Raw genomic sequence first — 15934 nt, 5'->3', positions numbered from 1 at the left:
ACCCTACGCGGACTCAACCGTCAGGGCTCAACCACTAGGACCGCGAGTGCGGTCAGCAGGATCGGGTCCTTGACGATAGGGTTCCACGCCTCGGGCACCAGCTTGAAGAACTGCGGCTGCACGATGGGGATCAATCCAATCCCGAGTGAGACCGCGATGATAAGCGCATCTCGGCTGCCTGGCCGGCCGAAGTCGACCTGCCCGAGGATGCGAATGCCGGTCGCGGCAACCATCCCGAACATGACGAGCGCAGCGCCGCCCAAGACGGGTTGGGGGATCGAGGCCGCGACGAAGGCCACCTTGGGCACGAGCCCGAGCAATAGCATGATTCCGCCGGCCGCCGCACAGACCCAGCGACTGTGGACGCCCGTGAGACCAACCAATCCGACATTCTGCGAATAGGACAGGTAGGGAAAGGTGTTGAACACACCACCGATCAATGTCCCGAGCGCGTCCGCACGCAAGCCCCGGGCGATATCGCGTGTCCCAACGGGGCGGCCCGTCATGACCGAGAGGGCCAGGAACATGCCGGTTGCCTCTATGAAGACGATCGTCATCACGAGGCAGAGGGTTAGTGACGGCACAAGGTGAAAGGTCGGAAGGCCGAATGCGAAGGGCAAGACGACGCGTAGCCACGGTTCGGCACCCAGCCCGTCGAGATTTGTCCAACCCATCGCCGCGGTCACAGTATAGCCGACGAGAATGCCAATCAGCACAGCGACATTGGCGACGAAGCCGCGAGCAAACCGAGCGAGTAAGAGGATGACGCTGAGCACGAGGCCAGCGACGAGGATATGACCGGTCGCACCAAACTCGGGCGTGCCCGCGCCGCCGCCCGCCCACCCGACGGCTACGCGCGTGAGCGCAATGCCAATCATCGTTAAAATCGTTCCCGTTACGACGGGCGGGAAGAAAGGCATCAGACGGCCGATAAAGGGCACGATGGCCAGCCCGAAGAGGCCGGCAACAATCACCGCCCCATAAATCCCATCAAGGCCAACTCCAGGCATCGCGGCGATCGCTAGGAGCGGCTGGATCGCGACCGCGGTGACGCCCATGATGACAGGCAGACGGATGCCGAATGGACCGATTCCAATAGTCTGGATCAACGTCGCGATTCCGCAGGCAAAAAGATCGGCATTAACTAGCAATGCAATCTGATCCTTTGGCAATTTGAGTGCCCCGCCAACGATCAGCGGCACGGCAATAGCATTGGCGTACATGACAAGGACGTGCTGAAGGCCGAAAGCAGCAAGGCGCGGCGCTGGAACAAGCTCGTCTACTCTGTCGGTAACGGCCGCAGATTGTGCGACGATGGGGGGCTGATCATCCATTTATTGGGCCACTTACTAGTATGCCGCACGAGTACCTCGTTTCCTTTTTTGTATTGCTACAGTCAATAGTAAAAAATTACAAAATACTAGGGGAAAAGAGATAGCCTTTTCATGGTGATCCATTTCATCGCTGCCAGTTCATGCAATGTCCTTTGTGAATGAGCTCTCCGTTGCGCAAGCAAAATTTGACGGTGTCTCAGTTTGAAATCAGGTGACAAATTTCGCCCTAAATTTCCACCCCTTTCTGGACACGGGCCGAATACGGCCCGGTGCAACTTACGCCGCTTCCGCCAACAGCATCTGCCGCGCGCGCTCACGGATATTGAGTGCTCAGAATTACGCTCGTTGCGGCGGCTGGCTGAAAAGGAGCAGCGCTGTTGCAGTGTCCGCTTTTCTAGCCAGGTTGCTTGTAAGCAGTCGAGCCGCTTCCCACCCTTCCTGGTCATAGAGCGGACCACCGGGACCCGACCCAAGTCTGACGTCGGGATCGTCATCGACGCTTCCCGTAAGCGGTCATTCGTTAGTCGTCCGGCAACTTCGGCTCGGAGTAGGAATAGAGAGCGAACCTTAGCTTTTGGACGAGAAGCGATCGCTCCACATCTGACCAACTACGCCATCCAGACCCTTTGTCCCGTCCGCACACAAGCGGACGTTACAGCGAATCCCCCGTTACCACTTAAATTTACCGATAACGACCGTTTCGCTCCGGGATTCAAGTTGTGGGTTAGCAGATGTTACGCGCTGCTTAGGTGGCCGCCTCAAATAACTCTTCTCGGTCTTTAGGCGTCCACAACAGGGGGACCGCAATGGCGGCCCAGGGCATGCGGTGAAATTCAACGCCTCGGAAAATCTCTGTCGATTGACGCAAAGATCGTCGGCTAAGAGACTGAGGGTTCGCCTAGGCCTGGATCTGATAAACCAGTGCCAGCGAAGCTGGTCTGTCCCCACCCATCGCTCAATTCGCCCCGGTTCCACGAGGTAGCCCGCTGTATATACTCGGCTGATGCTTTGATGAAGGGAAGTTTTTCGGAAGGATAGCCCGGTCTAATTTTGTGTTACTTGTTGTGAGCATGCAGGGGCGACGACATCCCGACTGGTCGGCTAAATCGTCCCCCTCCGGGCGTTCTCCCCTGGCCGCGTCCGTGAAGCGGACGTTTCGTGATAAATTCATCAATGCTGCCGATTCGAGCTTCCTCGCGCCGAGGAGCGCGAGGAAGCGGATCGTGTCACGACAGGTGGAAGTCGGTCTGCGTGACGGTGGTGGCGTTGACGCCGAGGAGCAGGATCGTGTCGACGCCGATCACGACGGTGGTGTTGGCACCGGCCTGAGTGATCGAAACCCCGGTTGCGAAGTCGGCCTCCGTGATCCCGAGGCCCGTCAGGTCCATGACATCCTGGCCACCAGTCGGGTCGGCATCGAAGCCGACGATCCGGTCCGATCCGAACCCGGACGCGAACACGAACGTGTCGTTTCCGGCGCCCCCTTTCAGAGTATCGTTCCCGAGGCCGCCGTTCAGACGATCAGCGCCGCTACTCCCGAAGAGCGTGTTGGCGAGTTCGTTGCCGGTGAGGCTAAGGCCGCCGACCTTGATGATGAGGCTTTCGATCGATTCACCCGCCCCCAGTGTGAAATTGCTGCTGGCGTAGATCTTGTCGGTTCCGCCACCTGCCACCTCGTGCACGACGTCGTTCATGCCGTTGACGTAGTAGATGTCGTTGCCGGCAAAGCCGCTGAGAGTATCGGCGCCGGCACCGCTGTAGAGCGTATTGACGAGCTCGTTGCCGCCGAGGCTGATGCCGAGAGGTCCTCTGGCGACCAGGGTCTCGACCGATTCACCCGCCCCCAGGGTGAAATTGCCGCTCGCGTAGATCTTGTCTGTCCCAGCCCCAGCCGCCTCGTGGACGACGTCGCTTGCGCCGTTGATGTAGTAGATGTCGTTGCCGGAAAAGCCGCTGAGAGTATCGGCGCCGGCACCGCTATGGAGCGTGTTCGCGAGATCATTGCCGCCGAGGCTGATGCCGAGGTTTCCTGCCCTGGCGACCAGGATCTCGACGGCCTCACCGGCCCCCAGGGTGAAATTGCCGCTCGCGTAAATCTTGTCTGTCCCAGCCCCAGCCGCCTCGTGGACGACATCGCCCAGCTGATCGACGTAGTAGATGTCGTTCCCCGACCCTCCGGAGAGGGCATCCGCACCGCCAAGACCGTCGAGGACGTCGTTGCCGAGGGCCGAGGTGATCGTGTTCGCCAGATTGGTTCCCGTGAGCCGGTCGGCGTAGTCGCTGCCGAAGAGGTTCTCGAAGCCGTGGATCTGGTCGCCTTGCGCATGGCCGCCGCTGGCAGTCAGGGTGAGAAGATTGACCGTGACGCCGGCATTGGAACGCGCGTAGCTCAGGGTATCGATGCCGCCCCCGCCCTCCAGGTTGTCGCCAGCCCCTCCGCCCTCGATCATGTTGGCGAGGTTATCGCCGGTAATCCGGTCCGCGAGCGCGGAACCGACCACGTTCTCGACATTAACGATCACATCCCGTTCGGCGTCGCCCCCCGATGCCTCGTCGGGTAATAAGCGCCCGCTGCGGACCTGTATGTTGATCCTCACGCCCGCCGCGGAGGCGCTGTAATCCACCGTATCGATGCCGTCGCCGCCATCCACCGCATCGCGGCCCGCTCCCGGAGTGAGCCAGTCGTCACCGCCCCCCCCCTTGAGAAAATCCTTGCCGGCTCCGCCGCGGAGTGTGTCGGAACCCTCGCCGCCGTCCAGCACGTCATCGCCGCGACCGCCGTTCAGCGTATCGTTCCCGTCCTCCCCGTAGAGGTAATCGTCCCTCGTATCGGGGCCTGAACTCAGCGTGTCGTTTCCACCCTCGCCGTGGAGGGCGTCGCTGCCTCCCGTTCCTCCGTTCAGAATGTCGTTCCCGGCACCGCCATAGAGCGTATTGTCGCCCGACGTTCCGATGATACGGTTGTCGAGATCGTTGCCAACGAGGACGAGTGCGACGCCCGCCGCCACGCCCGCTCCGGTGAAATCGCGATTCTCCTCGCCGGCTGCCAAGTTCCGCTGCTCCGACACTTTAAACGTGTCCCAGTGGCCATGCGCGATACCGGAATTCCGGGCGATCAGGTCCGAGAAATGCTGCGCGTTGATATCGTTGACGAGCATCGTGCCATCGAGTTGTTCCAGGTAGTAGAAGCGGTCGCCTTCCTGCAGCCGGTCCAGCTGCTCCTGGAAGATCCACGTGAAGGTGGGGCCCATCTGGCTGCCACCGCTGGGCGCTTCGGCGAGACCGCCGATCCACAGGTCGACGTCGTTCACATGGCTGATGCCGGTGCCGTTGATCTTGCCGTTGGCCGGATCGATCACGTCCTCGCCATAGACGGCCTTGAACTGCGCCAGAAGCTCGGCTCTTTGAGCAGCGTTGCCGCGAAGGTGGGCCCCGAATTCGTTCCAGTTCTGGTAGGCCGCAAGGCTTGGCACACCCGGCCCCCCCGCATAATCGGACGCTTGGCCGAGAGCGTCGAGACTCGTGCCCGCGCTGCTCACTTCGGCCCTGAACTCGTTCAGCGAAGAGAGCCCGAGTTCGCGCCCGCGCATGATGTTGGCCGCACCGAGATCGAGCGGAAGCCCGAGAAGCTGGCTGCGCACGGCCTCGACCAGCTTCTCGTCGATCTGGTCGTGTGCCACCTGCATCGTCCCGGCCAGGAACGCCGCCGTCCCTCCCGTCACGCCCGGATGAGCCGAATCCTTGCCGGCGAACATGGCCGGGTTCAGGAAGGCCTGGATGAGGGGAACGTCCTTCAGTTCGCCGTTGGCATCGACGTAGGGAATCGTTTCGTTGATCATCGAGTGACCGACGCGATACATCGCACCAGCGAACTCCTCGGAGATCGCAGCGTTGACGTTCGCGCGATAGCCGCTGAATCCGTGGTCACCGGCACCGGGAATCTCACCCGACATCGCGGTAGCGAACTCGTCGAAGACGATCCTCTGATATTCCGCCGAGGTGATGACCTTTGCGGCCTGGAAGACCTCCTCCGCGCTCCATTCGGGGTGAAGAGCGCGGATCTGGTCGGCCTGATAATTATGCTCCCGATGAAATACGGTATGCACGGAGGTCAGCGCCACGTTCTCGTTCGCCCGGTGATCACCGGCGATGTGGTAGGACAGCAGCGTTTCCAAGCTGAAGTTCGGATCCGGCTGACCATCACGGCCGAGCGGGGACGTGTCGAAATCGTTTTTGTCGCCGAGCAGGATCGTGTGCTTGCCGTCGCCGATATCGGCGAAGTCGACGAAATTGGCCGCGTTCTTCAGGTAGGTCCAGGCGGCGTAGTCTCCTCCCGATGCGCTCGCCAGATCCAGGGCATGGACCATATCGGCATCGCTAACTCCGTTGTTTAGCAGCACGTCCTTGTAGGTCGCGAGGGTGCCGCGGGCGACGCCGTCCGGGCCGACCTCCTCCACGCCGTCGAGGAGATGATGCGTCTTGACGAGATGGCCGCCTGCATCGCGGATGACCGCGCCGTTGGCATCTCTCGCGGTTTCGCGAAGCAGCCAGGTCATGCCGGGCTCTGACCCGTAGGTCTGGTTCTGGTCCACGAAGGGCGAGACCTTGTTCAGGTGCTCGGTTCCATTCACGTTATCCAGGACGGCATTGCCGTCCGTGTCGATCGTGTATCGGGCCGCGCGGCCGCCGATGAGGAACTGCAGTTGGGGTGGAACACCCTGGGCGATGATGTTGTCCGTCGTGTCGATGGTCAGACCGGGATTGGCGGCCGCGATCTGCGCGAGCTTCGCGTCGACGCCGCTCATATCGACGAATTGCGATCCGCCGCCACGGTCGTAGAAATCAAGGCCGTGATCGAAGAACTGACCGAACGACATCAAGAGGAGATTGGTGCCGTAGCTATTCGGCGTCTCGACGGATTGGCCGTTCTGATCGATGGATTCGGAGACGACGTTGCTGATGACCCTCTCGTTGGGGAGCAGAGCGCCGCTGGCTCCAGTCACCCGAACGCCATTGATGCTCCCCGGTTCATAATGAGCAGCCGTCAGGCGAACGAAGGGCTGGTCCGCGTTGCCCCAAGAGGGGTGCGCGAGGTTGTTGCCCTCGCCATTGACCGCCCTGAAATCGCCCTCGTCGAACAACGTATCAATGAAGGCCAAATCTTGTGATCGAAGTGAAATCGTCATTGGAACACTCCTTATCGATCGAGTAACCGGGGGTGTTCGCCGACTTTCGTCGGCGTTCATCGGTCTAAAACAAGTCGCCGATACTGGTCGTGTACGCGACGGGTTCGACCGGCTGCGGCTAAAGCAGGTGGAAGTCGGTCTGCGTGACGGTGGTGGCGTTGACGCCGAGGAGCAGGATCGTGTCGGCCCCGATCACGACGGCGGTGTTGGCACCGGCCTGAGTGATCGCAACTTCGCTGGCGAAGCTGGCCCCCGTGATGCCGAGGCCCGTCAGGTCCATGACATCCTGGCCACCGGCCGAGTCGGCATCGAAGCCAACGATCCGGTCCGATCCGAACCCGGATGCGAACACGAAGGTGTCGTTTCCGGCGCCCCCTTTCAGGGTATCGTTCCCGAGGTCACCGTTCAGGCGATCTCCGCCGCTGCTCCCGACGAGCGTGTTGGCGAGCTCGTTGCCGGTGAGGCTCAGGCCGCCGACCTTGGCGATGAGGGTCTCGATCGATTCACCCGCCCCCAGGGTGAAATTGCTGCTGGCATAGATCTTGTCGGTTCCAGCCCCGCCCGCCTCGTGGACGACGTCGTTCACGCCGTTGACGTAGTAGATGTCGTTGCCGCCAAAGCCACTCAGAGTATCGGAACCGGCACCGCTGTAGAGCGTGTTGACGAGCTCGTTGCCGCCGAGGTTGATGCCGAGGTTTCCTGCCTTGGCGATCAGGGTCTCGACCGATTCACCCGCCCCCAGGGTGAAATTGCTGCTGGCGTAGATCTTGTCGGTTCCAGCCCCGCCCGCCTCGTGGACGACGTCGTTCACGCCGTTGACGTAGTAGATGTCGTTGCCGCCAAAGCCGCTCAGAGTATCAGAACCGGCACCGCTGTAGAGCCTGTTAACGAGCTCGTTGCCGCCGAGGTTGATGCCGAGGTTTCCTGCCTTGGCGATCAGGGTCTCGACCGCTTCACCCGCCCCCAGGGTAAAATTACTGCTGGCGTAAATCTTGTCGGTTCCGCCCCCCGCCACTTCGTGCACGACGTCGCTTGCGCCGTTGACGTAGTAGATGTCGTTGCCGGAAAGGCCGCTGAGAGTATCGGCACCGGCACCGCTATGGAGCGTGTTCGCAAGACCATTACCGCCGAGGCTGATGCCCAGCGTGCCGGCCCTGACGATGAGGGTCTCGACGGCTTCACCAGCCCCCAGGGTGTAATTGCCGCTCGCGTAGATCTTGTCGGCCCCAGCCCCGGCCACCTCGTGGACGACATCGCCCAGCTGATCGACGTAGTAGATGTCGTTCCCCGACCCTCCAGAGAGGGTATCCGCTCCTCCGAGACCGTCGAGGACGTCGTTGCCCGTGCCCGCCCGGATGATGTTGGCCCGGCCATCGCCCGTCACGGATTCCGGGGCGACATCATTGATCGTGATCGTGAAGGTTTTTGTGATGGTGAATGACCCATCACTGACGGACACCGTGATGTCGTGGCTCGGCGTCTGCTCGAAATCGATCAGCGTCCGGTCGGCGATGACGATCCTCCCCGTATTGTCGATCGCGAAGCGGCCGCCGGCATCGTCCAGCAGGGCATAGGTCAGGACGGCCGTATCGGCGTCGACACCGACGACGCTTCCGATGACGGAGCTATTGACCCGGTTCTCGTCGGATGAAAGCGGTCCGCCGACAATGTCGGTTGGTGTATCGTTGATGGCGATGACAGGCGCGGTCGGGTCCGATATGAGCCGTTCGGGAACACCGAGACCATCCATGAAACTCGCGACAACGCGCAGAGACTGACCTGCCTGGAGGTCGCCGGGCGTGAAGGTCGCGCCGGTTGCGCCGGGGATGTCGCGCCAGTCGGTCCCGTCGAAGGACTGCCATGTCAGCACCAGGGTGCCCGGCCTGATCCCATTGAGATCGTTAAGGCTCAGAACCGCCGCGGTGAGGACCTGCTTCTCGGTGGGCGTCGCATCGTTGATCGTCACCGCCCCGGTCGCGATGGCGTTGGTCCCGCTGATCGTGATGGTCTGATCGGCGAATTGCAGCCGCTCGATGTTGCGGATCGTATCGGTGCCATCCGTACCGACGTTGTCGGTCACGGTGCGGCGTCCGCCGCCATCGGGTCCGCTGATCGTGTAATCCGCGACATCGCCCGAGAAGACGGCGGTGTCGACGTCGTTGACGCCCACGCCCGTGGCGACGATCTCGCGGACGATGCCGAGCTGACCGGGATTGATCGCCCCGGACAACATCTGCGCCTTGATCTCGTTCAGGCTGTCCACCGAGCGAATGACGGCGCCGCTGCCGTCCTTGTTCGCATGAACCGCGATCCGGACGTTGAGCCAGGCATCGCCGTCGATGAAATCGCTGCCGAGATTGCCGCGGATCAGGTCGCTGCCCGCGCCGCCGAGAAGGATCTCGCCGCCCGTGCTGCCGATACCGGCCCCTCCGCTCGGGTCGAAGACCACAGCGTTCGGCAGGCCCGGCGCCACGTCGAGAAGGCCGCGCAGGCCGGTGATCCTGTCGACGCCCGCCTGGGTGAGCACGTTGACGAAATTCTCACCGATCACGAGCTTGGAAGCACCGGTCAGGGTGTCGTTGAACTTCCATCCCGACAGGCCTTCGACGGAATCGAAGCGGTCTCGCAGGATGATGTTCTCCCGGTTGTCGAAGACGCGGATGCCGAGATCGGAATCCGCCGCGTTCGGATCGCCCTTGTGGATCGACCAGTCGAACCCCTCCATACCGTTGTTGCGCTGGATGCCCGGCCCTTCGACCATGATGTCGTCGCCGTTCTCGCCATCGTAATCCGTATCGTTCCCCTGACCGTTCAGGACGTCGTGGCCCACGATGGTACTGTTGAAGAAGAGCTGCGAGTTCTCCCCCGAGAGCCCGTCGAAGCCTTCGCCGCCCTCGATCCAGTCGTCGCCTTCGTTGCCCATCAGGTTGTCGGGGGCGCTGCCGCCGAGGATGAAATCGTTGCCCAGCCCGGCAAACACCTCCTTGGTGTCGCTGGTACCCATGATGAAATCCTGACCGGCATCGCCGAACAGCAGATCGAGGCCCGTGCCGCCGTTGATAACGTCGTTGCCGAGGTTGCCCCGCAGCACGTCGTCACCGAATGGATCCTCGATGATATCGTCGCCATCGCCGCCGAAGACGTTGTCGGATTCCATGCCGGCATTGAGGTAATCGTCGCCGCCGTCGCCCCAGAGGGTGTCGATGCCCTTGTCGCCGTAGAGCTTGTCGTTGCCCTCGGTGCCTCCGAGGACGAAATGCTCGCCGCCGCTCACCTTGAGCGTGCCGCCGACGTCATGCACCTTACCGTCGACGGTGATCGTGGCGCCGGTGTAACTGCGCACGACCTTGGGATCGATCGCCTGTTGCGATGCCCTGTCCCAGGTCGGATCCGTGCCCTCCTGAGCGATGCCGCGGTCGAGTTCGAGGATGTGATCCGGCGTGGTGAAAAGCGAGCCGTTGAGGTGGGTGGAGTAGAGCCCGCCCAGATCAGTGTTGCGCATCACCAGATCGGTGAAGGTATTCGGCTCGAGATTGTTGAGCAGGTTCAATCCCTGTGTGCGGCTTAGGTAGTAGAGCCGGTCGCCGTTCTGCAGATGCTCCATCTGGTATTCGAAGACGAAGTTGAAGGTCGAGCCCAGCATGCCGCCGAACTCGTTCAGCTCCTCGGCCAGGCCGCCAATCCAGAGATCGACCGTGTTGAGACCCCCGAGGTTGCCGCCTGCATAGTCGCCGGTCGCGTTCAGGAAATCGAGTCGATCGCCCGCGACGCCGCTACCATTCTCGTCCACCCCCAGGACCAGTTCCATGGCCGCAACGCGCTTGGCATCGACCGTCGTCGCGCCGGTGATGGTCGCATGGGTCCCGTAGGCGGCGATGAAGTTGATGATCGAGGTGGGATTCTTGATGTGCTGTGCGAAGTCTGCCCAGCTCGTATAAGGTTTGAGATCGGGGTCGCCGAAATCAGTATAGAGCTGCTTGCGGGTCTCGTTGAGCGAAGGCACACCGGTGTCGCGGGCGCGGGCGATATTCAGCGCCGCCAGATCGAGCGGCAGGCCGAGCAGGTTGCTGCGCACGTCCTGGACGATGAACTCGTCCATCTCGTTTCCCACGTCGCGGGTCAGGCCCCGGATGATGGCACCGTTCGTCGCGGCGAGATCATGGGCCGTACCGACATACATCTGCGGATTGAGGAACGCTTCGATCAACGTTGCCTGGGCGTTGTCGCCGTTGACGGAGTTCAGGTCGTTGTCGAGCCGGTCCACCGTCCCGGTGAGCATCGAATGGCCGAAGCGGTAGACCACATGCGCGAACTCGGCCATGATCGATGGGTCGATGTCCGCGCTGTTGGTGAAGACGAACGGATCGACGTTCGGCTGAACGCGGCGCGCAAATTCCTCGAAGACGAGATGCTGGTACTGCATTTCGGTGACGAAGCGCGCGGTTTGGAAGAGGCGTTCACCGTCCCATTCGAGTCCTGAGGCGGACGGAGGGATCTGCGTGATGTCCTTCGTCAGCCATTCGTTGATGAAATCGATGTCGCCGGTGGCGAGAATCGTGGCCTTGTTCTCCTCGACCAGACGGTTGTGCTCCGAATGGAAGACGGAATGCACTGCGGTGAGGGCGACGTTCTCGTTGCCGCGCCCGTCGCCGGTCACAAAATGCGCGTCGAGCATTTCGTTGTCGTAGGTCAGCGGATTCCGGTCGTCGGCCACGAGATCGGCCGCATCGATCCTGCCGTCGAGATTGAGGTCCTTCAGATCGTCGAGATCGATGCCACCGCTCTGGTTCGCATCCCGGATGACGCCCGCTCCGGCAGCGAGGTCGGCCGCGTTGCTGACGCCGTCGCCATTGAAATCGAGGCGGTCGACATCGGCGACCTGTTGCAGCTTCGGAGTTCCCAGATTGTGGTCGTGATCGACGAAGACCGGCTCGGCGTGATGCGCGATGTCGTTGAGGAAGGCGTGGTTGGTGCCGATGGACCCCGCCGTGGCGATGCCCGCGGCGGTTCCTTCCTTGAACCAGGGGGTGTCGTGCGTGGCGTCCGGCGCCATGACCAGCTGAGCGTAGCCGTTCTCGCCGGGAATGAAGCGACCATACTGGTCGGTCTTGAGGAGCGGCACGTTGTGGACGTCGAAATCGCCGAGCCGGATGCCCAGCATCTCGAGCGCCTGGGCCTTGACCTCGGCCCAGTTCCCGATTGCGCCGTCGAGGGATCCGTTGCTCGTCTTGCCGTCGAGGAGGCGCCCGGTCGAGACCGCATGGCCGAGCGTATTCTTCTCGTATTCGCGCAGGAAGACCTGATGAGAAGCATGTGATGTATAGGTCTGGTTCTGGTCGACGAACGATGTCGTCGTGTTCTCATGCTGCGGGACGCCGTTCGCATCGAGCGTCACGGTCGCCCGCGTCAGCGCCATGAAGTTGGTTGGGCTGCCCGGTACGTAAAGCGGGTCGTCGGGCTGCAACGGAATATAGACTGTACCGTTATTGCCCTTGGTGACGAGATCCAGCCCATGGTCGAAGAACTGGCCGAAGAAAGTCATCCAAGAATTGAAGCCCGGGGACAGACCGATATCGGGTGACTGGTTCGGGATCTGGGCGATGTCAGCGTTGGTGACGACCCGCTGGTTGCCCGTCGGTGTCTCCCCGGGGCGGATCGGAACCTTTCCGGGATGATCCGCCTCGAAGGCCGCGAGCGAGAGGGGATTGTTGAACCAGGCGTCGAGGGCCGCCGGGTTGTCGACCGTCATGTTGGCGATGAGATTGGAGATGATGCGCGGATCCGCGTCGGCGACGCTGCTGGAGATACCATAATCTGTGTTAGTTATCGTAGGGGCGCCCGATCCAGGAGGACCGAGAGGCATCGTGTCCCCGTCGTCGTCATTCATGAAGACCGGGTCGAGCAGGCGCGGGAACGGATTATCGCCGGCACCGTATTCGGGCTGTAGGAGGTTGTTGTCCTGACCATCGACCGTGCGCAGGCCGTAGGGCGTTAAGGCGGCATCGGCGTCAGACAGGCCGACATAGACAGACTGAATCGCTGCCGTCATCGTCTTGCCGTCGGCATGCGCCTCCGCGATCTTGATCTGCTTGAGTATGAAGCTGAGATCATCTTGATTGACAATGAAACTTGTAGTCATTGCTCCCTCCCCTGATCGAAAGTATTCGATTTTTACGCGATTATATTTGACCTTCGAGTCTTTCAACCGCTCGAGCTTTTTAAATATTACGCTCTATGCATCTTTGATATATTCAAGAAATATGAGTTCAATGCTTATAAGCGCGCAGATGAATCGCTCAATTGAAGAGCCATCAGCGCAACAAGTGAAAATAAATATAGAAATCGCGGCAATCAAATGCCTATGTCGGTATTACTTCATGCTTCAGGGCGATAATCTAGCGCATATTTCGGCATATAGTCCGAAATAGGTGGTCGACAGAGCATTTTGCCTAGTACCGACCATGCCGAAGGGGCGGCAACGGCTCGCCCTCCGGGAGAGTAATGCTGGCGATTTCCCTGCACGAGCCAGCCACCAACGCGGCCATGCTTGTGGTGCGATCGGTTGTTAATACCGAATTGATCTAACGGCTGAGCCCGCACGCGAGCATCATCGTAGAGGCACCGAAAGAATCCGTCACTGAACACTGCATGAGGGCCGACGCCGCGAGGGTAACCAAAGATGGACAGGGTAATAGGCGACTGGCAGCCGATCGACACAGCCAAACCCAAGACATGCAAAGATTTTCTTGTTTCCTGCCCAAATGGATTGGTTACCTTGGCGTGGCTGGCAGACGATGGATGGAACGACTCCACTGTGCCGGACAACCTCGATCCGCGGCTGGATCCTCAGCCAACGCATTGGATGCCGTTGCCTCAACCGTTTCAGACCGGAGATCCCCCGCCTCGTCTACGCCGGAAAAGGGAGAAAGATGGAGGAAGGTGAGAAATCGAAGATCCATCCTTTGTGCTCATTTTTGCAGCGACAATTTTCGACTGTATTGATCTGCTATTTTCGAATCTATTATAAATTAAAAACGACGAGTAAATTACAGCGAATGCAGAGTGAATATTAATTCAAAATTTGAGGATGTTTTGGAAGACATTCTAGATCAATAATAATCAATCTATATATCGCATAGCAATATATGAAAATAAACGTGTTAACGACAAGTTTGAGTCTATTCAAATTATTTCTGCGTGATTCGGCGGCAGGAAAGACTGTATGGTTAGTGTGCGGAAGGGTGGACGCCTTCTCCCGTCAGAACTGCTTTATGAAACAGCTTACCCTGGCTATCATCATTCTTAAAAGTGACACCGAACGTCCGTCTGTGGGTAGCCGACCTACTTCCGTTCACGGCACGATCCGGATCCAAAGCTCTCACTCCCGCAGCGTCCGCTATCGAGGTGCTGCCAGCGTCGGCTGGACAGCGGCTATATGCGCTAAGCTGTCGATTCGCGGCCTGGTTCGAACGTCCGTTTCTTAGATCTCGTCGCTTCAAACCGGACCGTCGCAAACCCACCTAACCCGGTCGTAGGTCTCTGCCTCACAGAGTAGCCTGCAAGCGGACGTTCCCGGCTTCCGCTAAGGGGCAGATTCGGCCGATCAAAAAGGTTCGCTTCACCGATGGCAGTCTGGAAGCGGACGACTGTTGCCGACCCAACTATGCCGAAGAAGTCATTTCGTCGCGTGCTCTAAAGCAGACCTAGACCGTGCCTTCGCCGCGGTCTGCTTGCCCAAGCAATATCTGCTGCAACTCGCCGACTGCTGTCTCGATCTGCGTCTCGTTGAGCGATGAGTATCCGAAGACCAACATGTCGTCCCGTGCCCCGGGGTCGAAATCGTAGGCGGCCCCGCTCGAAAGGGCATAGACCCCGATGCCCTGCTCGCGCGCGAGCAGCTGGATCTGCCGTGCGGGCGGAAAGCCGAGCGGGAGGCGCCAGACCAGATGGAGGCCGCTCTCGCCGCCGAGGACGACGGCCCCGTCGAACGTCTTGCGCAGCGCCCCGACGAGGCAGTCCCGCCGCGCCTTGTAGACCTGCCTCAGGCGGCGCAGGTGCCGGTCGAAGTGCCCCTCGTCGATGAAGGCGGCGAGCGCGGCCTGCTCAAGCCAGGCCTGGCCGTTGCTCATCCGTGCCTTCAGCATCCGCGCCTCGTCCCAGAACATGCGCGGGACCGTGGCGAAGCCGATGCGCAGGCCGGCGCCTACGGACTTCGAGAACGTCCCGGCGTAGAAGACGCGTCGGCCGCCGTCGAGACCGGCCAGGGCCGTCAGTGGCGGCCCGTCGTACCGGAAGTCGCTGTCGTAATCGTCCTCGACGATGTAGCTGTCGGTTTCCTCCGCCCATCGCAGCAGGGCCAGGCGCCGCGTCAGAGGCATGGTGGCTCCGGTGGGGAACTGGTGCGACGGCGTCACGTAGAGCAGGCTGCCCTTGGCCGTGGGCAAAAGGTCCGTGCGCAGGCCCTCGCCGTCGACCGGCACAGGATGGATCTCCAAGCCGACGTTCCTAAAGATCAGCGAGGCTCCGAGGTAGCAGGGGTTCTCGATGCAGAGCTGCCGGGTATGTCCCTTCAGCAGGTTGAACACGAGGTTGAGGGCGTCCTGCCCACCCGTGGTCACGATGACCTGATCCTCGGTCACAGCCACCGCTCTGGCGCGCCGTAGGTGCGTGCTGATGGCCATGCGCAAATCCGGGAGGCCGGCCGGATCGCAGTAATCGGTAAGGTAGGCCGTCTCCCGCGCCAGGAGCCGCGTTACGATCCGGCGCCAGATGGCCAGCGGGAACCCCGCCGGATCGGACCGCCCAACCCAGAAATCGAGTTCGGGCCGGTCGCCGCCCCCGCCGGGCGAACCTGCGAAGCAAAGCAGGGGCTCGCTCGACACGTCCGGCACCGGGCCGTTCGTGAACGACCGACTGCCCTGTTGGATCAGTAGAAGACTGTCCGGTGAGATCGGCTCGACGAATAGGCCCGCCGTGCCGCGCGCCTTGACGTAGCCCTCCGCCGCAAGGCGTTCGTAGGCCAACATCACCGTGTTGCGGGATACCCGGAGTCGCTCCGCCAGTAGGCGACTCGGAGGCAGTGCCATGCCGGCCTTGATCTGACCGTCCAGGATGATCTCCCGAACCTGGTCGAAAACCTGCGCTTGGAGCGGCTTATCGGACTTGGCGTCCAGCGTGAGCGTCAGTTCCACACGTTCCATCCTGCCCGATATCGCCTGCTTGCTGTGGCGTAACCCGTCCCTGCGGCAACGAACCAAATCTCAGGCGCACGGCCCCGATCCGCAACAAAACAGTTGGCACCATGGTCCAACGCTCTTTTGGCCCTTCCACCGGACCAAAATTTGGAATTGTTTGCACTTGAGTGCATTCTGCTGACGCACTGGGCCGGCCTGCCAGAAAAATAAGGCAGGACGC

At 61.0% G+C, this 15934-nt stretch carries 5 protein-coding genes; 1 reads left to right on the top strand and 4 read right to left on the bottom strand.

Annotated features, from left to right (window positions below):
* Positions 1-20: 20 nt before the first annotated feature.
* From ACYQML_RS16410 to ACYQML_RS16400, 3 genes are all read right to left on the bottom strand, one after another.
* The gene (locus ACYQML_RS16410) at positions 21-1334 is read right to left on the bottom strand and encodes a nucleobase:cation symporter-2 family protein (protein ID WP_461233421.1); all 1314 of its coding nucleotides are present in this window, start codon (positions 1332-1334) and stop codon (positions 21-23) included.
* 1226 nt (positions 1335-2560) lie between these two features.
* The gene (locus ACYQML_RS16405) at positions 2561-6520 is read right to left on the bottom strand and encodes a peroxidase family protein (RefSeq protein WP_461233420.1); all 3960 of its coding nucleotides are present in this window, start codon (positions 6518-6520) and stop codon (positions 2561-2563) included.
* 118 nt (positions 6521-6638) lie between these two features.
* Positions 6639-12659, bottom strand: a complete 6021-nt coding sequence (locus ACYQML_RS16400; protein ID WP_461233419.1) for a peroxidase family protein — start codon at positions 12657-12659, stop codon at positions 6639-6641.
* Between the two features lie 540 nt (positions 12660-13199).
* On the opposite strand from ACYQML_RS16400, the gene ACYQML_RS16395 reads away from it, so the two are divergent.
* On the top strand, positions 13200-13463 hold the full coding sequence (locus tag ACYQML_RS16395; RefSeq protein ID WP_461233418.1) for a DUF551 domain-containing protein: 264 nt from the start codon (positions 13200-13202) through the stop codon (positions 13461-13463).
* 760 nt (positions 13464-14223) lie between these two features.
* Here ACYQML_RS16395 and pdxR read toward each other — a convergent pair.
* Entirely contained in the window at positions 14224-15711 is a 1488-nt protein-coding gene (gene pdxR / locus ACYQML_RS16390) for a MocR-like pyridoxine biosynthesis transcription factor PdxR (RefSeq protein WP_461233417.1), read from the bottom strand.
* Between the last annotated feature and the right edge of the window lie 223 nt (positions 15712-15934).

It is taken from the genome of Methylobacterium sp. CM6244, assembly GCF_054817885.1.
Note: the sequence above shows the minus strand (reverse complement) of the source record. Positions and strands in the feature narration are given on the sequence as shown.